This window comes from Blautia sp. HCP3S3_C4 (assembly GCF_052064095.1).
Classification (GTDB): domain Bacteria; phylum Bacillota; class Clostridia; order Lachnospirales; family Lachnospiraceae; genus Blautia_A.
On the sequence record NZ_JBQHWF010000023.1, the window covers coordinates 1 to 21,722 of the forward strand.

The following is a 21,722-nucleotide window of genomic DNA, read 5'->3' on the forward strand; positions in this document are numbered from 1 at the left end:
GGTAAGAATTGCCATTGCCTATTTTATTATTGAGAAAAGAAAGCTGCGCCACAGCCTCGGCAGGCCATCGCGCAGCGATTTTGTTCAATTCAAGTTTGTCGAATTAAAAAATAGGAATAGTTATAATAGAAAGCTGTAAAAATTCACGTTGAATTTTACAGCTTTTTGTGTATAATATAAGTAGCAGAAACAATATAAAATCAAGGAAGGAGCTGAAAGAATATGGCAAGTATTTTACCAGTATCTGATTTGAGAAATTATAACGAAGTCCTGAAGAACTGCCATAAAGGCGAGCCTGTATATCTTACCAAGAATGGTAGAGGACGTTTTGTGGTTATGGATTTTGAAGATTATGAACGTGATCGTGCGGAAAAGAAGCTTTTAATGAAGCTGCAGGAAGCCGAAGAAGCAGTGAAAGACGGCGAGGGATGGCTGGAGTTAGATGAACTGAAGGCACTTGTGGGGGAATAAGATGTTAAAATTACGGATTAACCCGATTGTTGCAAAGGACCTGAAGAATATCCGGGATTACATCGCTGAAGATAGTGAAGAATATGCCGCAAAGACTATAAAGGAAATTTATGGTAAATTTGAGAATCTCCAGATGTTTCCGGGAATGGGTTCAGACCTTTCAAAGCGAGTCAGCTTTCGGACAGACTATAAATATGCGATATGGGAAGATTATGTGATTATCTACAAGGTAAGCAACGAGTATGTAGAAATTTATCGTGTCATCAATCGGTATCAGGATATTACAAGAATTTTTGATTGATAACAGAAATATGATAACAAATTGATAACACCGTTCAGTACAGTCCGTGGACTAAGGATAGTGGAACACATATAAAACCAGATAGAACCATAACGCCTATACAAAATTGTATAGTGGCAAAAACTCATTTGCGAGTTTGAATAGAAGTCAAATCCTCGGAAAAGCCTGTATTTATGGGCTTTCCCGGGGATTTATTTTTGTCTCTGGAGTGCAAATGGAGTTAAAAATTATTTTTTTTACTAGCTGGATTTCTTGAATAGACAAGGTTTTCCGGAATATCATTGCATTTCCAGAAGAGAATATCGGGATATTTTTATAGAACAGTTTGTTTTGATGAAGTAGTTTTCATCATGGCAGGCTGTTTTTTTATTGCTTTTGAATTTGTAAGGAAATTTTACCTGTGGAAAATTTGCAAAATTTCGGAAAAATGTGTCCTAAAATCCTACTGCCAGTCCGGTGTACATGAAGGGAAAACTTTCAGAACACAAAGGAGGTACTGATTATGCAGAACAAATTATTTTTAAAAGCAGCAGATGTATGTGAACTTTTGGAGGTATCTACAACCTCTGCTTATGAGATCATTGCAAATTTGAACAGCGAACTGGAGAAGAAAGGGTATCTGGTTCTTAAAGGCAAGGTTCCGACCAAGTATTTTGTGGAACGTTTTTACGGGATTGAGGATGTCTGCCAGATACCACAGGAGAAGGGAGTGGAATGGTTCCATGCGTAAAAGAAAGATGTATTTGTCAGTGGAAGACGTAGCGGAAGTATTTGATATCTCGGTCTCTTTTGCTTACAGGGTAGTGGAACGGATGAACGCTGACCTGGCAAATAAAAATTATTATGTGATATTAGGACGGGTGCCCACTCGTTATGTTGAGGACAAGATTTATGGTTTGGAACATGTAGAACAGTATTTATCGGAGGAAAAAGCAATATGAGTATGACACAGGAAAAAATGTATATGAACGTAGATGATGTTTGTGCAGTATTGGGAGTATCGAAAGCCTTTGCATATAAAATCATGAAAGGCTACAACGAGGAACTGAAAGAAAGAGGATTTCTGGTCATTCCGGGAAAGATATCAACGAAATTTCTTGCCGAGAAGATTTATGGCATGAAAGTGGAGGAATAGTAAAGGTAATACCGGCGGACATGCTGGCTGCAAACAGCAGTGTATAGACGCTTTCCTGTGCGAACCTATGCCAGTCTTTTTGCATCATGCAGTTCATGGAACGGTACAGTGCCGCTCCGGGAATCAATGGAATAGCCGCGGATACCAGAAATACGGTGACGGGAGTTTTGTGAACCCTTGCCATACATTCTGCATATAAAGTAAGCATGACAGAGGATATAAACCCGCAAAGATACGGGTTATTGCTGAAATGAGCTGCTGCAAGATAAACTCCCCATGCCAAAAATCCTCCGAAGGTTGAAAAACACAGTTTTTTCCCTCGGATATTAAACAAAACTGCAAATCCCAGAGATCCAAAAAAGGCGGCTATAAGCTGGATTGCTTCCTTCATAATTCTTTTCCTCCTGTAAAAATCTGTTTAGAACAGAAAATTGGCAAATGTAAATCCAAGAGCTATAATAATCGCCAGAAGTATGGATTCCATAAAACGTATCATTCCCGTAATCGTATCGCCTGAAAACATATCCCGTAAGGAATTCGTAAAGGCAATTCCCGGAATCAGCAGCATGATATTTCCGATACTGATCAGATCTACATGGACGCCAAGCCCTAGTGCCACAGCGGCATTTGCCAGAAAGCCTCCTGCGGTGGAGCACAAAAGTGCTGTGATCAGCCCGTTAACAGAGATTTTTTTTATGTAAGTCTCCATATATTTCAGAAGAATGCCTATCGCTGCCGAAACAATCATATCTTTCCAGTCTCCTCCGAAAAACACCGTAAAAGAACCGGAGATCAGCGCATAAATCAAAAGCTGCACTGTGAAGGAATAACGCGGTCCATTCATGATTTTTGTCAGATCTGTCCTGATTTCCTCCGGTGAAGGCTTTTTTTCACATACTTTTCGGGAAAGCTGATTCAGTTGATCCAGTTTGTGAAGATCGTTTTCCATTGAGGAAACACGTCTGGTTTGTGTACAAATTCCAAAAGAATCTCCATACATAGTGGTCACAATGCTTGATGTTATGGAAAAAACATCCACTCTGGAAGCGCCGTAACTCATACAGATTCGCCGTATGGTGTCTTCTACTCTGCCAACCTCTGCGCCGCTGATCAAAAGCTGCTCTCCGATAGACATGGCATAGTAAAGATATTTTTCTGCCTCATTCCGATTCATAAAATACTCCAATCATATCAGGTTTTTGCAGTGGCCTGCTGCAATTTTATTCTGCATACTTCAAAAAGATATGTCAAGTGAAAGATGATCAGATAAAAATATACATGATAACAAATTTTTAACTTTACTCATGTTTAACATTTTTTTACATATTTCAGATAGAAGAGCGTATTCAAAATGATTATACTGATAATGTGATTCAACAAATACAATTTGCAAAAAGCAGAGGAAGGAGAAACATATGCATTTTTCGAGAAAAAAACTTATGGCACTATTGATGGCAGGTTTATGTACCATTTCTTCGTTGGGGATGACAGGCAGCATTGTAAAAGCAGAGGAGACTACAAGAGTAGTTATGGCCAGAGGGATTGATTCTACTACATTGGATCCGGCTATGGCATCAAAAAACCAGGATATCTGGATGATGAATTTTGCACTGGAGGGTCTGGTTCGTGCGGCAGAAAATGGAAAGGATATTGAACCTGCACTTGCGGATACCTGGGAAATCAGCGAAGATAATCTGACATATAAATTTCATTTAAGAGAAGGAGTGAAATTCTCTAATGGAGAAGAGGTAACTCCGGAGGACTGTATTTACAGTATTACACGTACCAGAGATAAAGAAGGAAGCCCCTGGCAGGGAATGCTCAGCGTGATTGAAAGTGTGGAAAAAGAAGGGGATGACACGATTGTGGTTAAGGTGTCACAGCCTACACCGGCATTATTGTCTTTGCTTGCGATGTTCCCGTGCAGCATTATGCCGCAGAGTTACTGCGAAGAGGTTGGAGATGATCAGATTGCCAATGCTCCTGTAGGAACGGGTCCTTTTATTCTGACTTCCTGGGAGAAGAACAGCCAGATGGTGTTTGAGAAAAATCCATATTACTGGCAGGAAGGACTTCCTACAGTAGACGAATTTGTTATGACAGTTGTTGCAGATGAAAATACACGAATCATGCAGCTCCAGTCCGGTCAGATTGATATGACAGATGTACCGCTGGCACAGCTGGATCTGGTGAAAGCAGATTCCAATCTTGTAGTAGACGAGTTTCCGTCCACGGCGGTTGATTATATTATCCTGAACTGTGCAAATGAGAAACTGGAAGATGTGAGAGTAAGACAGGCTCTGCTTTATGCAACAGACCGTGAAGCTTTGAATACCGCACTTTCTTTTGGATACGGTAAGCTGGCAGACAGCTTTATCTCTCCGGCAGCACCGCATTATAATACAAATCTTCCGGAAATTACATATGATGTTGAAAAAGCAAAAGAACTGCTGGCAGAGGCCGGATATGCAGATGGACTGGATCTGCGGGTTGATGTAGGTTCAGGTTATTCCTCTGAATTGCAGGAAGCAACCATGCTGAAGGAACAGTGGGCAAAGGCCGGCGTTAACCTTGAGATCGAACAGATTGACCGTGCAACAGCCAGCAGCAATTGGAGTGCCGGAGACTATGAGGTATACTTCAGCTATCTGACCAGCGATATGACAGATACTTCTCAGCTTTCAGAGCTTTGGTGTGTATCAGAGAGCACTAATTGCTGGGGAAGCGGCTGGCATGGAGAAAAGCAGCAGGAAGCAGAGGCTCTTGTAAAAGAAGCCGGAATGGAAATGGATGAAGAAAAACGTGCGGAACTGTATGGACAGATGCAGGAGATTGTGCTGGAAGAGGTTCCGAATATTCCGCTGTACACCACTCCTTTCTACGTAGCTCACAGCAAAAATATCGACAATGTAAAACAAAATCCTCTTGGAAACTATCGCTTTGAAGAACTGACGAAAACCAACTAAGGGATATTGGAACGATTATGAAGGAATTTAATTATATTATCAAGAGAATCCTCCAGATGATTCCCGCACTTCTGGTGATTACAGTGATTATTTTTGCAGGAATGCGCTTGATACCGGGTGATCCAGCCATTACTATGCTTGGGACACATTATTCCGATGCGGCAGCAGAGGGACTTCGTCACAAGCTGGGGCTGGATCAGCCTCTTTTTTTCCAGTATCTGCTGTTTTTGAAACAGGTATTGACTTTTGATTTTGGCAATTCGATTACCATGAATGCGCCGGTGTGGGATTTGTTTAAGCAAAAGGCAGTGGTAACCCTGACGTTAACTTTGGTTACGGCAATTTTTACGATAATCATCAGCTTTATCTTTGGATATGCTGCAGGAATGAGCCGTCATCCGTTAATTTCCAAAACCATTGATTCTATTGCTCTTGTTATGTTATCTATTCCGGAATTCTGGATAGGTATTCAGTTAATGCTGATTTTTGGATTAAATCTGAAATTGCTGCCGGTGGGCGGCTGGGGAAGCACATGGCCGGAGCATATCCGTTCTATGATATTGCCGGCTATTTCCGGAGCAATGGGTACTTCGGCGTTAATGATCCGTAATATTGAGGAAGAAATTACAAAAATTAAAAAACAGGATTATGTGGATTTTGCGTACAGTAAAGGTCTGAAAAAAGGAGTTGTCCGAAACAGATACATATTGAAAAATGTAATGGTTTCCACTGTGACGCTTTTGTCCATGAGAGTTATCGGAATGTTTGCCGGCAGTGTGGTTATTGAAACTGTATTTGCACTGCCGGGGCTTGGCTCCCTGCTGATGCAGGGAATCATGGCCAGAGATTATACTCTTGTGCAAAGCCTGGTATACATATTTGCGGTAATCGTATTGGTAATGAATCTACTGACGGATATTTCCTATTCATTCCTGAATCCGAGAATCCGCCTGGAATAAGGAGAGAGCAGATGAAGAAAAAGAAAATAAGTATTTCCTTTCTGGCAGGAGGTGTCGTTCTGCTGATTATTCTGGGTATGGCAGTTGTTCCGCAGGCGTTTACCTCCCAAAGCCCCATAAGTCAGGATATGTCGGCGCTGCTTCAGGCTCCGTCATCGGCTCACTGGTTTGGAACGGACGAGCTTGGAAGAGATATTTTTGCGCGTGTAGTCTATGGAACCAGAATTGATCTCGCCATTGGCGTGTTTGCCATGCTGGTTCCGGCAATTACAGGAACTCTGCTGGGGCTTGTGGCTGCCTATTATGGAAAGACTGTGGATGCATGTCTGATGCGTGTCCTGGATGTTATGACAGCATTTCCGTTTATTATTCTGGTAATTGCGATTGTTGCAATTATGGGCTCCGGTATCCGGAATATGTTTATTGCCATCTGGCTGGTAGGCTGGAAGGACTATGCGAAGCTGGTACGAAGCGAGGTGCTTTCGGAGAAAAACATTGAATATGTTGCGGCGGCAAAAACGCTTGGTTATTCTAATCTTCGGATTATGCTGCGTCATATTCTTCCAAATGTTATTGATGGCGCATTTGTTTATGCGATTTCCGATATTATGATGTGTATGCTGGTAGGGGCTTCTTTGAGCTTTCTGGGATTGGGGGTCTCTGCACCTACACCGGAATGGGGAGCTATTATTTCCGGAGGCAGAACGTTTATTACCAGAGCGTGGTGGATTTCTGTGTTTCCTGGCATTGTTCTGGCTGTGACAGGAGTGGCAATCAGCCTTGTGGGAAAAGGAACCGCTGATATGATGAAAGGCAGATAGGAGCGGAGCATGGATGAGATTTTAAAGGTTTCAAATTTAAAAACCGTGTTTTACGATAATTCCCGGGAGGTTCATGCTGTCAACGACGTGAGCTTTTCCATACGGGAAGGGGAGACATTCGGGCTGATTGGAGAAAGCGGCTGCGGGAAAAGTGCAACCTGCCGGTCTATTATTGGATTATTAAAAGAAAATGGAAAAATCACGGAGGGTGAAATCCTCTATAAAGGTAAAAATCTGGTGAAAATGTCGCGGAAAGAGCTTGAAAAGATCCGGGGACATGAAATCGGGATGATTTTTCAGGAGCCAATGACCACATTAAATCCTGTTGTAAAAATAGAAACACAAATCACGGAGTGTCTGCCAAAAACAATGAGCAGAGCAGATAAGAAAAAACGGGCAGAAGAACTTCTGAAGATGGTGGGAATTGCTGATGCAGGCCAGCGTTTGTCCGCATATTCTTATGAATTAAGCGGCGGAATGCGCCAGAGGGTGATGATTGCTATTGCATTGGCTGCGGGTCCAAGGCTTTTGCTGGCAGACGAACCAACTACCGCATTAGATGTTACCATTCAGGATCAGATTCTGAAACTTCTTATGGATCTGAAGCAGGAATTAAAAATGAGTATGATTCTGGTAACCCATGATTTGGGTGTTGCGTCTCAGACATGTGACCGGATCGCAGTTATGTATGCAGGGAAAATTGTGGAAATGTCAGATGTGCATGCACTGTTTCTGAATCCATGTCATCCCTATACCCGTGGGCTTTTGGAGTCAATTCCTACTATTTCTAAAAAAGGAAGCAGGCTGATCCCTATTGAAGGAATGCCTCCAAACTTAAAAAAATTGCCGGAGGGATGTGCATTTGCGCCACGATGTCGCTTCTACCGTTCCATTTGTCTTCAGCAGGAACCACAGCTTCAGGAAGTGGAGACGGGGCATTTTTCCAGGTGTCATTTCAGGGGAGAGCCGGAGGGTGAGAAATAAGAATGAAGAGTGAAGAAAAGATTCTTTTAAAAATAGAGCATCTGTCAACGACATTTCCGATTAAACAGACAATAATAGAAAAGGTTCAGAAAAAGCCGGAAAAAACAGTTCAGGCTGTTTCTGATGTAAGTCTGGAAATTCATGAAGGCGAAACGTTGGGACTTGTAGGTGAGAGCGGCTGCGGGAAAAGCACATTGGCAAAAACGATTCTTCATTTATGCGAACCCACAGCAGGGAGCATTCAGCTTGACGGGGTTGGTGAGTTGGTTAATGCCAATAAACCAGTAGTGAAGCAGATGTACAAAAACGTGCAGATGATTTTTCAGGATCCCTATTCGTCTTTGAATCCCCGCATGAGCATTCGAAAAATGTTTTATGAGATTATGGCAGTTCATCATTTGTGCGAAAAATCGGAATACGAACAAAAAACGAAGAATATTCTGGATATGGTGGGCATGCCTGAGGATATTCTGGACAGAAGACCTTCTGCTTTTTCAGGAGGCCAGCGCCAGAGGATTGGAATTGCAAGGGCATTGGTAATGAATCCCCGTCTTTTAATTGCGGATGAACCGGTTTCTGCCCTGGATATGTCCATTCAGGCACAGATTATCAATCTTCTGGTGGAGCTGAAGGAGAAATTAAATCTGACAATGCTGTTTATTTCTCATGACCTGCGAGTTGTTCAGTATCTCTCGGACCGTGTGGCGGTAATGTATCTGGGGAAAATAGTGGAAGAGGCTCCAGCGGAGGAACTTTTCAAAAATCCCCGGCATCCCTATACAGATATTTTGATTCATGCGGCGCCAGAGGTAAATCCTGAGGTTCGAAGCCGGGAATATATGATTGAAGGGGAAACGCCCAGTCCCATTAAGATTCCAACAGGGTGCAGATTTCATCCGAGATGCCCTTATGCCAAAGAGATTTGCAGAGAAAAGGAACCGGAACGGAAATACATAAAAGAGCATTGCAGTGTGGCGTGTCATTTTCCATTGCATATTCAGGAAATATAAAGGTGAGAGAAAATATGGAAGAATTCAGGAACATGGTTTCGCGGTGTATGGAGCGCTGGCATATACCGGGAGCGGCAATGGCTGTTACATCGGGAGATTCCGTATTGCTGGAGGAAGTCTGGGGTGTAAGAAATCTTTCTGATAAAAAGCCGGTTACACCGGAAACAAGGTTTGCGATGGCTTCCTGTACCAAAGCAGTTAATGCAGAAATGATCGCATCACTGGCAGATGATGGAATTATAGAGTTTGACACTCCCATTGCGAAGTATGTTCCGGAATTCAGGCTTTGGGACAGAGCAGCAACAGACGGAATTACCATGCAGGACATGCTGTGTCACAGAAGCGGCCTGGGAGGACACGATGCTATGTGGCCGAATACCTGGGAACGAAAGGATTTTTTGTATCGGCTGCGTTTTCTGGAACCCAATAAGCCCTTTCGCTATTGTTCCCAGTACAGTAATGTCATGTTTGCTGCGGCGGGATACCTTGCGGAGTTAATTGCCGGAAAACCATGGGAGAAGCTGGTGCAGGAGCGGATTTTAGATCCTCTTGGAATGAAGCAAAGTGGTTTTTCGGCAGCAGAAATGTGCTGTATGGAAGATTTTGCAGTTGGTTATCGATGGCATGAAGATAAGTTAGATGAAATGCCGCCATGGGAGATGACAGGGGCAGAACCTGCCGCGGGTTTGTATTCAAATCTGCGCGATATGGAAAAATGGATGCAGATGCAGGTTCAAAAAGGCCGATATGGCGGGAAACAGATTATCTCGGAAAAAAACATAATGCAGACACAGTCACCTCAATCAGCGATGCAATCATATCCATGGAGTTTTCCGGAGTTTCCCGGGATTGGTGCTTATGGAATGGGTTGGATGATTCGGGTATACAGGGGAGTTCCTGTCATTTACCATCATGGTGAAATTGAAGGCTTCTGTACCTTTCAGGCGGTCATACCCGCTTTGGAACGTGGAGTCGTGATTCTGGCAAACAGACATTCAAGCTGTCATGGTTTTCAATATACGCTGCTTTTTCAGATTTTGGATAAAATGCTTGGTGAAGAGGGTGCGGGATGGGAAGAGCGCCTTTGGAAGCATGGACAGAAGCTGGAAGCAGAGGCAAAGCCGGGTACGGAGGAAAAAGCGCAGGCATCTTTGTCAGGTAAAGATCATAATCCGGTTTATCCGTTGCAGGAATATACGGGTAATTATGTGAATCCGGCTTATGGGACACTGCAAGTTGTAAAGGAATTGAAGGAATTGAAGGAATTGAAGCTTTACTTTAAGCAATGGAAGCTGCCTATGAAATGTCTGTGCGGGCAAACCTTTCAGGTAAGCAATCTGAAAGAAGATACCATGTTTATGGATGTACCTCTGACATATGACTTTGATGAAAAAACGGGAAAGGCAAAAGGTTTTTTTATTAAGCTGGAACCCCTGGTAAAAGAAATCTGGTTTGGGAAGGAATAAAAAACAGTCCGGCAGAATCATGTTAAAAAAAGTTTTTGCACGATTTATCTGAAATCAAATCAGGTTGTGGTGAGAATCGCTTTGAATATCTTTGCAGAAGGAATCGCCACAACACTTTACCGTATGATTTTCGGTAGTGAAGCACTAAGATTGTTAATGAAGGATGAGATAAAAGAAGAACTGAAAAACGCCAGAGAAAAAGGAGAAGAAGGGAAAAAAGAAGGAAATAAAGAGGGCATTAATAATATGGCTGCGTTAACGAAGATGCTTTTGGATGAGAATCGTATGGAAGATCTGAGAAAATGTACAGAAGATGTAGCATATAGAAACCGACTTCTTCAACAGATGCAAGGGAGTTTTGACTCTGAAGCTTGAGAATGCAGTTTTTCACTTGTTTACCAGCGAAAACACAAGATAAATGATGATGATATTAGAAAGTAGTTAATCTCAATTATGGTTTTATACGAAAACGTATATATACCGGCAGTGAAATAGCTGTCGGTTTTTTCATATTTGGAAGGAAAAATGAAGACTGTAAAGAGTGGTTAGGAAGTGCAGCTGGTCGAATTTCTTTATTGTTATTTATCATTAGTCTTCTTATGTTATTTATTGCGTGTTCTTCGTGGGAGGCTACAAGTGAAAGAGCAGCGAGTAATATCAATAATATTTTGTTTGGTATATCAACTAATTTGTTAGGAATTATCGTTACAGTTTCGTTTGTGCAATATTTTATTGATATGCAAGATGAAAAACAAGCACAACTAGAAGAAGTTGCTTTGATTAAACGATATGACAGATTTATGACAGTACTTATAAATCGGTATTTAATGTACTTTCATTGTGTAACTACACCAATTAATAAGAGAAAAAATGAAAATCCGCTAGAAATAAAAAATGATTTTATTTTTGAGGATATGTGTGATTTATATGAACAATCTCTCTATACATGTGAAGGAATTTTTGAACCCTCAATAGTTCTTTTTTATAAAGCTGAAGAAAAACTGCGTAACTATATTATTGATATGGTGGAAAATATTGATTTTAAATACAATGAGGAACTTTTACAAATTCTTATGCGCTTTGTAGAATCATCAATTGAATATGATATGAGGGGAGCTATATTAGGAAATATTAATACACAGTCAGGTGGTGAAAAATTAACAAAAACAATAAGTAAATACATAAATGATTCATCGCAACAATGGGTTGAGAAAGGTAAACGAGGAGAGTTAAGTGCTAATATAATGTTACCGTACGTTCAATTGTATCAAGTGTTAAAAATAGAAACAGATTTATTGATTCGATATAATCAATATTTAGGTGGGTTGAAATAACAGATACTTTTGTGTTCTTCCTTTTGGCTTTTGCGTTTTTTGAAGAAAATTATATTGATTTTTTTAATAGAACTGCATATAATATAAGTGAGCAAAGAAATTTGCTCGATTTAAGTGCGTTGCTACTTTGAGTGCAAACCTTTAATTTAAGTGCTTCACTACTTTGAATGTGAACCTTTAATTTAAGTGCTTCGCAGCTTAAAATGCGAATCGTTAATTTCAGGGAGATAAGTATCTTATCTCCCTGTTGTGTTATACTATGGAGGATACAAATGGATTTTTACCGCATAAATGAGGAGTATAATAGATTTCTCCAAAGATACGAAAAGGAAAAAAGAGGCGTTACGAAAGTGCCTAATATTCGTTATACAGACCGTAATAAATTTGCATTTGGTGCTGTTATGCAAGTAAATGGGATGAATTATTATGTGTCGGTATCCTCTTTTGATAAGAAGCAGGAAGCGAATATTTTGATTCGTGTTCCGGGAGATGAAAAAGAAGTGAAAGGCTCCTTGCGATTTAATTACATGGTTCCGGTTCCAGATGAATGTATTGAAAAACTGGTGATTAAAGATGTTGAGGATGAGAAATACAGACTATTGCTAAATAAAGAATATCAGTTTTGTATGAATAATGCAGAGCGAATTCAGAAGAAGGCTAATAAAATATATGAGATGGTTACAACAAATCGTAAGCAGATTTTAACTGACAATAGCTGTGCGTTCCATATTTTAGAGGATGGGTGCCGGGAGTACATAGAGAAATATCTGAGTGATTCGAAGTGATTATGATTGCAAAATGCTTGCAAAATGTCTTGGAATGATAAAGAATGCATAGAATATCAAGAACAATAATACAAAATATAGCAATCCAAAATTTAAATAGCGATAGACACAATATATAGTTGCCGAAATCGAGTTTGAATAATGAGTAAAATCCCAGAAATCCTTTATTTACAAGGGTTTTCGGGATTTTATGTGCGCCTAGCGGCGCACGTCGCTAATGGATGAAAGTTCCTAATCCGCCCTAGTAGTGGGAAGGATACAGCCGAGACCAAGGGTGTCCTATTCATGGCAACGACCATGATTAACGCGAGGGGAATCTTTTCAAATGTCAGGAAGTAATCAAACTGTTCCCTTGTCCAGATGCGCATCTCATCCGCGCTGCTCTTTCCAATCGCACCAGCTGCAAGGCAAGGATTACTCTGGAGCTTATAGTATTTAACTGCATAATTCATTATAGCGGACATTTGGTTATTGATAGTCTTCAGATACGTCTGAGAATACATCCTGCCGTTTTCATCCTTGTGATTAATCATAGCGTCCTGCCAACGATGGATCACGATCGGCGTGATATCCCCTATTTTCATATCTTTAAAAAAAGGCAGCAGCTTTAATTCAATCAGGTACCGCTTGTTTTCCAGAGTAGTCAGCTTCAGACGGGAACTGCAGTCGGACATATAGTTCTTAACAAGAGCAGAAAACAGGATGTCCGGATCCTTCGCACCCTGTGCCAGAAAATCCCGTTCCCACTCTACAGCCTCTTTCTTGGTTGAAAAACCTCTCTTACATTTGTGCTGCCGTTTTCCAAGCCAGTCCTCGTAATAGAAGTTTGCATACCATTTTGTCTTTCCGTCTTTAGTAAAATATTTATAAGCGGGCATCTGAATCCTCCAATTAAACAAAAGTAGTCAACAAAAGTAATAAACAAATGTTTGACAAATATTTCTGACAACTGTATAATATACTTAACAAGAGAACCGTTGGTCAGCGTACACCTGACCGCCGGATAAAACAACAGCAAAAAAATAGCGCCTTATCTTACCAGGACGAGGGCGCTATTTTTTATGCATTAAATTGATAACAAGAGTTACAACTGCACAAAGCATAATTACAAAAGTAAATAAATCACCATATGTAACCATCAGCACCAGCCTCCTTTCACCAAAGTGTCCGGCGGCTGACATAACACCCCAACGGTTCCCCAGTTAAATATACTATTCTGTTTTTTCTTCTTCCATCTTCTCCATCATTCCCAAAAAGATACGTTTTCCCTTCTTGGATAACTGACGGTACCGCAGGATGATCGCTAACTTCCCATGTTTTTCCTACTCAAACCAAAACACGCCATCAATCACATGCTGTGAATGATGGCGCTAACTGTTTATGCACTCTCAAGAAATGCTAGGATTTCGGCTCTGGTTTTTGAACTTTTTGCGATGGCTTCTAACAGCTCTTTCTTCTCAGCATAGAGGCCATCGAGTTCATCGGTCAGTCTATCGCATCTTTCTTTCAGTTTTCTCAGTTTTTCCTCGCATTCGAGAATCTTATCATCAATCGATTTCGTCGTCTTCAATCGTGCCATATTCATCTTCCTCCTTTTCAGGTTCTTCGGCATGCATTAATTCTTTACCAATCGCCAGAGCTCGTGCTTTTGCATCTGCCTCGTCAATTCCGAAAGATCCGAGTATCGTTTTCTGTGTAGCTGTGATTGCATGATCCAGCTTATAGTTTCCACCAGGCTGCCTTATTAACTCAATCTTTTCCAGTTCTCTCAAAGCAGCTGGGACTGTCATGAAGTTCGGACGGTTGATCATCTCAGCTTTTCTTTTTCTAAGCTGTGTGTAAATCTTGCAGCGTATGATCAAGGCAATGAAAGCTACAAATACTTTTCCCTCAAATGTATTGCTGCCTGATACTCTGAGTGTACGGTTACCCAGGAAAGATTTATCGCTGCAGAACAGTTTTTCAGAAGTATCACGGCTCTTATACAGAAGCAGAGCATCTTTTGCTGTCATCTTCCTGGATGTTACTATGGCGAAGTAGCCACAGAGCTTCAGTTCTCGTTCGATTACATCCGCCTTCTCCTTATAACCATACAGGATCTGCTTTCCGTTTTTTTCATGATAGGTCAATTCGTAATAATGAGTATACTTCTTTGGAAGCGTAGCCTCTTTCCCTTTACATTTATTCATGGCTTCTTCCATGCGGCGGAGTTCGTTTTCCAGCTGGGTACGTTCAGCACTTTCACGCCTGATGCTGTGGTACAGGTGGAACCATCGTTCAACTTCATCATCCGCATACAGTTTTGACTGAAGTGTCATGCCGTATGTTTCGTATTCATCGATATAACAAGCTCTTTTGATCTCAAATGTGCCTTTCTTATCAAGAATCAGCTGATTTACAAAGGAACCGCGTCCCTTCACCATGATTACAAAGTCATACTTGCATTTATCCATAAAGGCGATGTTATCTCTGCTGAAATAGCCTCTGTCCAGAACAAATCCAATGTTTTTATATCCGTATCCCTGAAATTTCTCCAATACATACTGTAGCTGCGAAACATCCACAACACTTCCAGGGTAGCTTTCGTATAACAACGGTTCCTGGTTCTTAAGGTCATAAGCTATCGCATAATTAACGATTGGAGCCCCGACATCTTCCTTTGGATAACCGTATTCTGCCTTCTCCACGTCGCCAGCCTTGCAGTTCTTATTCGTAGAATCGTAGGAGATATAAATTTTCTCACGATGATTTCTTTTTTCATTCCAGTCATTAAGAAAAGCAATTCGTTCATCTTCACTGATTTCAGACAGAAATCTGGAGATGGTTGAATCACTGTATATCTTATGATTAGGTGTCAACACCGGATGATTGTATGCATAATCAGGATAATACTGGGCTGCATTGTTCTCACTGATAATGGAATATGCTGCCAGATCAAGGAGCAGTCCTTTTCCACGGTCGTCCCAGCTGCTCAGGTAGTTCTGAAGTTTATAATCGTCAATGATCTTTTTGATTACAAGAAAAGCTCCGACACGAATACAGGAACTTCTGGAAGCATCCTTCTCTGTATCAGGAAGTACAACATCCGGAAAATATTTTTCGAAGTTTGGATTTGGATACATCATGGTTGGATCAGAAGGATCCATCTTTCCGATGGTAGTACGCAAAGGGACGTTGTATTTCTTCTCAGGAATATATTTTCTATCGTAAGTGTATTCGATGTAAGTGACATCCTTACGCTTGTTTTTGGAGATTTTGCCGGTGTTTTCCGGGATTTTCACTAAAAAATCGTAGTACATTTTTTGCACCTCATAAGTTAGAAATCCTACTTAATAAGTATAGCCAAAAAATCCGCACATTTGCAAGAGAAATGTGTGGAAAACGTTGATTTTATAAAGAAAAAACCAGTTTGATAATATAAGAAATCAGATTGAGTATGACAATTCCTGGGAAGTTAGCAATGATATCCTGTTCGTCTTCTGAAGCAATGGCACAGCTGTATTCAGAATTACCCACAAGGTAATCCATAGAGGTGTCGAGGGCTTTTGACAGGCTTGCAGTGGCATCTATTCCAGGAACAGTCTTTCCGGCCAGAATGTCACAGCAGGTTTCCTCTGTCAGCATTGATTTTTTGATCAGGTCCGGAAGGCTCATCTGCAACTGAGCCAAACGGGCTTTTGTTCTTGCTTGCACTGCGGAAACTTCTTTCGGATCCGCAACAGCATATCTTGAAGTAGTCCGGCCAAGAATGTAATCTGCTGGCACACCGAAGCATGCAGCACTGCGATTAACAAATTCTGTTGACGGGAAAGAGTAACCTCTTTCGACATTCGATACTACTTGGCCAGAAAAACCTATTGCTTTTCCAAGTTCGGACTGACGCAGATTAGCCTCAGCCCGCAATTCTTTTATTCGTTCACCAATTGTCATAAAATCTCCTTGATTAGTTTGCCGGTTCATACTCGTATCCGCTTTCGGAAGCCGATATATAACCTAATGGAGTTGTCACACACCCTTCATCATCTAATTCGCCATATGTTCCAAGACCGGTGAAAGAATTGGAAAATACTATTCCAGTTCCGTCATCACATATTATAGAAAACCAGTTATATCCACTATTTTTTATTTTGTTCTCGAGAAAATTTGCGTATCCGTTTTCTGAAATCTGCGACAAGACTTCTTTAGGTATAACAATATATGCACGCTGCCCAATTACATCAGTACCATTTCCGTTTGTTACATCAGCACACATTATAATAGCATTTAACAATCGCTGATCGTTTTCGTTGTCTGTAGTCGAAACAGAATCTGAAGACGGAGTGTCTGAATCAGAAGTAGCTGCACTACTGGAAAGCTGCTCTTTTAACGAAGCATTTTCTGCTTTCAACTCCTCAATTTGTTTCTTTAATTCTTCTATTGTTTTCAATAGTTCTGTGTTTTCAGCTCCCTGGATCTGATCTGGCGCTTGAGAAAAAGCGTCTTTTTGAATTTGCAATGGATACGAAGCACCCGTGCCAAATGGAAATTCTGAAAAAGTTGTATTTAATACTTGAAAATCGTTTATTCCATAATCTGTTAAATCTTGTTCTCTGAAATGAAATTTAGCAACTCCTTTTTTCCCCGCAGCTATACAAGTGCCCCCAGAATATATGGTAATTTGAAAACCATCTATGTCTGAACCGTCTAAGCCAAAGTTAAAATCATGATCTGAATGATTTTGAATCATAAACTCTATTGCGTAATTCCCTCTTTCGTAAAAAATACGTTGTACATTTACTGTGTATTCTTCAGTATCACAAATTAGAGAAACAGGAGATTCGGCATCTATTCTTATGGCTTCATTGTCTGCAATAGTAGATGCAGTTTCAGAAGCAGCGTATACAAAAAGATTGTTTGAAATAAAAATATTTGAAATAAGACTACTTGCCAAAATGATAGCAACTGTTTTTCTTCTCATATGTTTATTTCCCCTTCCTGCTCCGGTACCACTCGAAGCTTATTATTTTGCTTTCTTAAGAGGTTCGACAGTATCTTCTTCCTGTCGCTTTAAACATTTTATGTACCCCTTCAATTCACCTCGAAATTCCAACTGCGCATCATGCGGAAGTGATCTAAATAAAGAAAGAACTTCCGATTCAAATTCAGAGCAGCGATATTCTTGTTCTATTCCTGTAAGTAAAAATTCACAGGATGTATTTAGCAAATATGCTATTATTATTAAAAATGTAATAAACAAATGTTTAATGCAAAACAAAAAAGAGAGAGTTACATCGATAAATCGGAGAGAAATGCTTTATTGTTTTCTTCAATCATGGCCGCCACAGCAATGATAAGAGCCTCAGCAGATGCTTCCGACATAACAGTGTTTCCGGCAGGAATACCGTTTCTTAATAATTCAGAAAGAATCCGGCGGTTTTCGTCACCATAACGTTTAAGCCCAATTCTTCTGAGATTATCAATCCAATTATCCATGATAACTCCTTTCTGATTATTTTAATGCAATCGCAAACAAATGTAATAAACATTTGTTGAAAACGGAGGTGATATTTTGAAGCGAAAACTGTCTCCATGGTGCAAAGAAGTAAAGAAAACCCTAATTGACAGAGATATGTCTGTCACGGAATTATGCGGTGAAGTTGGGATGTGCAGGAACTATGTGACAACCACCATAAATGGAAGAATGTATGCACCTGCACTTGCTGAAAAAATCAGCAAGGCTCTGGATATCGATACAGAGTACACAATTTAATTATCATAACTTGATTATACAGCTTATAGAAGGAGAGAAAAATGTCGAAATTTGCTACGAAAGCAGCGGCTAATATGTTTTGCCAGGCACGATATGAGGCGGCAAAGTCAAATGAGCGTCTGAGCAGCAGAGAAGGTGCTGCGGAAGAAATAGGAATCGACCGTACAAGGTTAGCCAGAATCGAACTTGGGAGCACGATACCATATCAGGAGGAAGTTCTTCTGATGGCTGACTGCTATAAGGCACCGGAATTGAAAGGAAATTATTGCCGGGAGATGTGCCCGCTTGGAAAGAACATGCCGAAGATCGAGAATGCAGGACTGGATAGAATCAGCCTGAGAATGCTTTCTTCTTTAAAGAAGATAAACGAGGCAAGAACCGTTACTTTAAAGCAAAATGAGATCAACAAGTATTTTACTCCTGACTATGATGAGCAAAAGATGCGTACCGTGATTATTGAGCTGCTGGAGGAATCACCAGAGGAGCAGGAAATTCTGTCAAACTATGTTGGCTGGGGAGGATTGCCGGATGCCTTTGATGAAAGCAAAGCTTCCTGGAGTGAGGAGTATCAGGAACTGAAAGATCTGCTTACCAAAGAGGAGTATGCGGCGGCAAGGGAATCCACGTTGAATGCCCATTATACACAGCCTGTTATCATCGGGAGCATGTATCAGGTGCTTCAGAATCTGGGATTTGAAAAGGGAAACATCCTGGAACCGTCCATGGGTGTAGGAAACTTTTTTGGAATGCTTCCGGACAAGTTACAGCAGTCCCGGCTTTATGGAGTGGAACTGGACAGCATCAGCGGCAGGATCGCAAAACTGCTTTATCCGAACGCTGATATCCAGATCAAAGGATTTGAAAAGACCGATTATCCCAATGACTTTTTTGATGTGGCAATCGGAAATGTCCCTTTTGGTTCCTATAAAGTGAATGACCGCCAGTATGACAAGTATCATTTTATGGTCCACGACTATTTCCTTGCAAAGACCACTGACCAGTTACGACCGGGTGGTGTGGCTGCCCTGATCACAACCAAGGGAACCATGGATAAAGCATCGCCGGAAGTAAGGAAGTATCTTGCAGAGAGGGCAGAACTTCTCGGTGCGATCCGTCTTCCGAACAATGCTTTTAAGTCGAATGCAGGAACCGAAGTCAGTGCAGACATTCTGTTTTTCCAGAAGAGGGAGAGCATTCCGGCAGATCCGTCTGTCCGGAACTACAGTTTTACCGTGGTGGATGACCAGATCTATTACCGGGTAAATTCCCTGATGAATCCGGTGAAGCTGCCGGCAACCACGGCGGAACGTGTAAAGGGTATGGTAGAGATCCGTGAGGTGGTCCGGGAGTTGATCGCCCTGCAGATGGAGGAAAATACAGCGGATGAGGCGATACGGGAGCTTCAGGTCAAACTGAATCAGGTCTATGATGCCTATACGGAAAAATACGGGGTCATCGGAAGCAATGCAAACAAACGGGCATTTTCTGATGACTCTTCTTATTGTCTGCTCTGTTCGTTGGAGGATCTCAATGAAAATGGTACATTGAAACGGAAAGCGGATATGTTTACCAAGCGGACGATTAAGAAAGCAGTGGCTGTGACCAGTGTGGAAACTGCGGATGAATATCTATTCGGGAATGTCCGGGAGAAGCTGAAAACGGCAAGAATCTTTGCAGAAAACCACCCGGAATTTACCAGCAATGTAAATGCCCTTAAGCAGGTGCAGCCGGTAGACCTGGATGCATCAGAGATTGAAGTCCGGATCGGAGCCACATGGATCGCTCCGGAAATATACCGGGATTTTATGGTAGAACTATTTGATACCCCGGGATATCTGGTTGAAAGGGTAATTGATATCCGGTATTCGGAAGCCAGTGGTGCATGGAATATCAGCGGTAAAAATACGGACAGTGACCGGAATGTGCTGACCACAGCAACGTATGGTACCAGCCGGATCAATGCCTATAAGATTCTGGCAGAAACCCTGAATTTAAAAGACGTACGGATTTATGACACAAAGCTGGATGCAGAGGGAAATGAAATCCGTGTGTTGAATAAAAAAGAAACGATGCTGGCAACCCAGAAACAGGATGCGATCAAGGAAGCATTTAAGGACTGGATCTTCAGGGATCAGGAACGGAGGGAAAAGCTTTGCCGGATTTATAATGAACGCTTCAATTCTATCCGTCCCAGGGAATACGATGGCAGCCATCTGACCTTTCCGGGAATGAATCCGGAAATAGAGCTTCGTCCGCACCAGAAAAATGCGATGGGAGAGGTGAAAAAAACGTTCCCGAAAGAGGAAGAACTGAACGAGAAACTGGAACGTCTGTCGGAACTGAATGCGTTGCTGAACATGGATGAAAAGAAAACTGTGATGGAAGGGGAAGAAGAGAAGGACGAGGAGAAAGAAGAACATCAGTCTCTTCATGACAGAATTACTGCCATCAAGCAGAACAGCCAGAAACAGGATGTGAAAGAGGCTGCAGTGAGAACCACAGAAGCGTGTATCGGGTAATCTTTTGATATACAAGACAGGTTATAAGGTGTAAAATTAGGGGCATAGGGTTATGCCCCTTGAAATGAACAAATTGGAAGTCGAGGAGACAGGGGTATTTGGATAATGTATCCAAAAGTGAGTTTAGCCAGGGAGGAAATGGGGTTAATGATTGAAATATTGTTTGGATTCAAAGAATAAATATGCAAGAATGATTTGCAGCAACAGAGGATAAAGTTGATTGACCACTTTATTTTCAGGTTAAAGAGTTAGATAAATCGGAACTTGTGAAATTTGAGGAATTGATTATTATGTGGGAAGAATTAGGTGTAAGCGGTGGAACTGCAATTATTGTTTTGATAACATTGTATTTCGTTATCAAATGGGCGGTAAAAAATGGTATAAAAGAAGCATACAGAGATATCACCGGAAAGAAAACTGATGAAGATGTCAAAAACGAAAAAGAACTGAAAGAACTCGGATTTGATTTAGAAGATAAATAAATTCAAGCTTACAGAACTGAATCAAAACAGCTCGAAGGAGCTCTTTTTCCTTTTTTATAATAGTATCATTATGGTATAATAGAGACATTAAAATCGGAAGTTGGAGGATACACGCATGAAAATTGTAATCATTAATGGAAGTGCCAGAAAAGGAAATACGCTGGCAGCAATCAATGCATTTATAAAAGGAGCGTCAGAAAAGAATAAAATTGAAATCATTGAACCCGACAAACTCAACATTGCACCATGCAAGGGATGTGGTGTCTGTCAATGCTCTAAGGGATGCGTCGATAAGGATGATACAAATTCTACCATTGATAAAATTGCTGCCGCAGATATGATTCTTTTTGCTACACCAGTTTATTGGTGGGGAATGTCAGCACAATTGAAACTTATCATTGATAAGTGCTACTGCCGTGGATTGCAGTTAAAAAACAAAAAAGTTGGCACAATTGTTGTAGGTGGTTCTCCCGTAGGTAGCATCCAGTATGAGCTGATTGATAAGCAGTTTGACTGTATGGCAAAATATCTTTCATGGGATATGCTTTTCAAAAAATCATATTATGCAACAGCCAGAGATGAACTTGAAAAAAATAAGGATTCCATGAACGAACTTGAGTGGATTGGAAAAAATTTATAAAGCACACACCAAATTGTTAAGGAAACAATCGGAGTTGGTGTAAACGAAAAAGCAGTCTTGCGGTTTTATAAAACTGCCCTTTCGTTTACATCAATTTCGA

Annotated in this window: 25 protein-coding genes and 1 pseudogene; 18 read left to right on the forward strand and 8 right to left on the reverse strand. The window is 41.0% G+C overall.

Annotated elements, in window-relative coordinates; all coding sequences use genetic code 11:
- The first annotated feature begins 222 nt into the window (after positions 1-222).
- The 5 genes from ACTNC6_RS15370 (at position 223) to ACTNC6_RS15390 (ending at position 1,907) form a co-directional block, all read left to right on the forward strand.
- Positions 223-471 (forward strand): type II toxin-antitoxin system prevent-host-death family antitoxin, encoded by a 249-nt coding sequence (locus ACTNC6_RS15370; protein WP_055262131.1) that lies wholly within the window; start codon positions 223-225, stop codon positions 469-471.
- 1 nt (position 472) lies between these two features.
- Positions 473-772, forward strand: a complete 300-nt coding sequence (locus ACTNC6_RS15375) for a type II toxin-antitoxin system RelE/ParE family toxin (protein ID WP_055262129.1) — start codon at positions 473-475, stop codon at positions 770-772.
- A gap of 502 nt (positions 773-1,274) precedes the next feature.
- Positions 1,275-1,502 carry a MarR family transcriptional regulator gene (locus ACTNC6_RS15380; protein WP_087315811.1) on the forward strand — a complete coding sequence of 76 codons (228 nt, stop codon included), beginning with the start codon at positions 1,275-1,277 and terminating at the stop codon, positions 1,500-1,502.
- Positions 1,495-1,713, forward strand: coding sequence for a hypothetical protein (locus ACTNC6_RS15385; RefSeq protein WP_115623698.1), 219 nt, complete (start codon positions 1,495-1,497; stop codon positions 1,711-1,713). Before ACTNC6_RS15380 ends, ACTNC6_RS15385 begins: the two co-directional genes overlap by 8 nt.
- On the forward strand, positions 1,710-1,907 hold the full coding sequence (locus tag ACTNC6_RS15390; RefSeq protein WP_115623697.1) for a DNA-binding protein: 198 nt from the start codon (positions 1,710-1,712) through the stop codon (positions 1,905-1,907). Before ACTNC6_RS15385 ends, ACTNC6_RS15390 begins: the two co-directional genes overlap by 4 nt.
- Here the strand turns inward: ACTNC6_RS15390 and ACTNC6_RS15395 are convergent.
- Both ACTNC6_RS15395 and ACTNC6_RS15400 read right to left on the reverse strand, forming a co-directional pair.
- Positions 1,840-2,298 (reverse strand): threonine/serine exporter family protein, encoded by a 459-nt coding sequence (locus ACTNC6_RS15395; protein WP_441044528.1) that lies wholly within the window; start codon positions 2,296-2,298, stop codon positions 1,840-1,842. The two genes, ACTNC6_RS15390 and ACTNC6_RS15395, sit on opposite strands and share 68 nt — an antisense overlap.
- Before the next feature lie 27 nt (positions 2,299-2,325).
- Complete coding sequence (locus ACTNC6_RS15400) at positions 2,326-3,081, reverse strand: threonine/serine exporter family protein (protein ID WP_441044530.1); 756 nt, start codon at positions 3,079-3,081, stop codon at positions 2,326-2,328.
- Between the two features lie 241 nt (positions 3,082-3,322).
- Here ACTNC6_RS15400 and ACTNC6_RS15405 point away from each other — a divergent pair, with 241 nt between their 5' ends.
- The 9 genes from ACTNC6_RS15405 to ACTNC6_RS15445 all read left to right on the forward strand — a co-directional run bounded on the left by ACTNC6_RS15405 (position 3,323) and on the right by ACTNC6_RS15445 (position 12,232).
- On the forward strand, positions 3,323-4,873 hold the full coding sequence (locus tag ACTNC6_RS15405; RefSeq protein WP_441044531.1) for an ABC transporter substrate-binding protein: 1,551 nt from the start codon (positions 3,323-3,325) through the stop codon (positions 4,871-4,873).
- 17 nt (positions 4,874-4,890) lie between these two features.
- Complete coding sequence (locus tag ACTNC6_RS15410; RefSeq protein WP_441044532.1) at positions 4,891-5,832, forward strand: ABC transporter permease; 942 nt, start codon at positions 4,891-4,893, stop codon at positions 5,830-5,832.
- An 11-nt stretch (positions 5,833-5,843) separates the two neighbouring features.
- Positions 5,844-6,653, forward strand: a complete 810-nt coding sequence (locus ACTNC6_RS15415) for an ABC transporter permease (RefSeq protein ID WP_441044533.1) — start codon at positions 5,844-5,846, stop codon at positions 6,651-6,653.
- Between the two features lie 9 nt (positions 6,654-6,662).
- Positions 6,663-7,637: an ABC transporter ATP-binding protein gene (locus tag ACTNC6_RS15420; protein ID WP_441044534.1), complete on the forward strand. Its 975-nt coding sequence runs from the start codon at positions 6,663-6,665 to the stop codon at positions 7,635-7,637.
- A 2-nt stretch (positions 7,638-7,639) separates the two neighbouring features.
- Positions 7,640-8,647, forward strand: a complete 1,008-nt coding sequence (locus tag ACTNC6_RS15425) for an ABC transporter ATP-binding protein (RefSeq protein ID WP_441044535.1) — start codon at positions 7,640-7,642, stop codon at positions 8,645-8,647.
- Between the two features lie 14 nt (positions 8,648-8,661).
- Entirely contained in the window at positions 8,662-10,113 is a 1,452-nt protein-coding gene (locus ACTNC6_RS15430; RefSeq protein ID WP_441044536.1) for a serine hydrolase, read from the forward strand.
- A gap of 81 nt (positions 10,114-10,194) precedes the next feature.
- Positions 10,195-10,488 carry a hypothetical protein gene (locus ACTNC6_RS15435; protein ID WP_441044537.1) on the forward strand — a complete coding sequence of 98 codons (294 nt, stop codon included), beginning with the start codon at positions 10,195-10,197 and terminating at the stop codon, positions 10,486-10,488.
- A 224-nt stretch (positions 10,489-10,712) separates the two neighbouring features.
- Positions 10,713-11,447, forward strand: coding sequence for a hypothetical protein (locus ACTNC6_RS15440; protein WP_441044538.1), 735 nt, complete (start codon positions 10,713-10,715; stop codon positions 11,445-11,447).
- 272 nt (positions 11,448-11,719) lie between these two features.
- Positions 11,720-12,232: a type III toxin-antitoxin system ToxN/AbiQ family toxin gene (locus ACTNC6_RS15445; protein ID WP_441044539.1), complete on the forward strand. Its 513-nt coding sequence runs from the start codon at positions 11,720-11,722 to the stop codon at positions 12,230-12,232.
- Positions 12,233-12,420: 188 nt separating this feature from the next.
- Here ACTNC6_RS15445 and ACTNC6_RS15450 read toward each other — a convergent pair whose 3' ends face one another.
- From ACTNC6_RS15450 to ACTNC6_RS15475, 6 genes are all read right to left on the reverse strand, one after another.
- Positions 12,421-13,110, reverse strand: a complete 690-nt coding sequence (locus ACTNC6_RS15450) for an Arm DNA-binding domain-containing protein (RefSeq protein ID WP_441044540.1) — start codon at positions 13,108-13,110, stop codon at positions 12,421-12,423.
- A 500-nt stretch (positions 13,111-13,610) separates the two neighbouring features.
- Complete coding sequence (locus tag ACTNC6_RS15455; protein ID WP_441044541.1) at positions 13,611-13,811, reverse strand: ErpK protein; 201 nt, start codon at positions 13,809-13,811, stop codon at positions 13,611-13,613.
- The gene (locus ACTNC6_RS15460; protein WP_441044542.1) at positions 13,780-15,531 is read right to left on the reverse strand and encodes an IS1634 family transposase; all 1,752 of its coding nucleotides are present in this window, start codon (positions 15,529-15,531) and stop codon (positions 13,780-13,782) included. Before ACTNC6_RS15460 ends, ACTNC6_RS15455 begins: the two co-directional genes overlap by 32 nt.
- A gap of 91 nt (positions 15,532-15,622) precedes the next feature.
- Positions 15,623-16,162, reverse strand: coding sequence for a helix-turn-helix domain-containing protein (locus ACTNC6_RS15465; RefSeq protein WP_441033154.1), 540 nt, complete (start codon positions 16,160-16,162; stop codon positions 15,623-15,625).
- Positions 16,163-16,175: 13 nt separating this feature from the next.
- Positions 16,176-17,189, reverse strand: coding sequence for a cell division protein ZapB (locus ACTNC6_RS15470; protein ID WP_441044543.1), 1,014 nt, complete (start codon positions 17,187-17,189; stop codon positions 16,176-16,178).
- A gap of 308 nt (positions 17,190-17,497) precedes the next feature.
- Entirely contained in the window at positions 17,498-17,704 is a 207-nt protein-coding gene (locus ACTNC6_RS15475; protein ID WP_441044544.1) for a hypothetical protein, read from the reverse strand.
- Positions 17,705-17,780: 76 nt separating this feature from the next.
- On the opposite strand from ACTNC6_RS15475, the gene ACTNC6_RS15480 reads away from it, so the two are divergent.
- From ACTNC6_RS15480 to ACTNC6_RS15495, 4 genes and pseudogenes are all read left to right on the forward strand, one after another.
- A complete protein-coding gene (locus tag ACTNC6_RS15480) occupies positions 17,781-17,981 on the forward strand; it encodes a helix-turn-helix domain-containing protein (RefSeq protein ID WP_021652391.1) in 201 nt (66 codons plus the stop codon).
- Between the two features lie 473 nt (positions 17,982-18,454).
- A pseudogene (locus tag ACTNC6_RS15485) lies at positions 18,455-20,263 on the forward strand (N-6 DNA methylase); the annotation flags it as partial.
- A gap of 527 nt (positions 20,264-20,790) precedes the next feature.
- Entirely contained in the window at positions 20,791-20,982 is a 192-nt protein-coding gene (locus tag ACTNC6_RS15490; RefSeq protein WP_441033162.1) for a DUF6019 family protein, read from the forward strand.
- Positions 20,983-21,097: 115 nt separating this feature from the next.
- Positions 21,098-21,622: a flavodoxin family protein gene (locus ACTNC6_RS15495; RefSeq protein ID WP_055176454.1), complete on the forward strand. Its 525-nt coding sequence runs from the start codon at positions 21,098-21,100 to the stop codon at positions 21,620-21,622.
- The last annotated feature ends 100 nt before the right edge of the window (positions 21,623-21,722 follow it).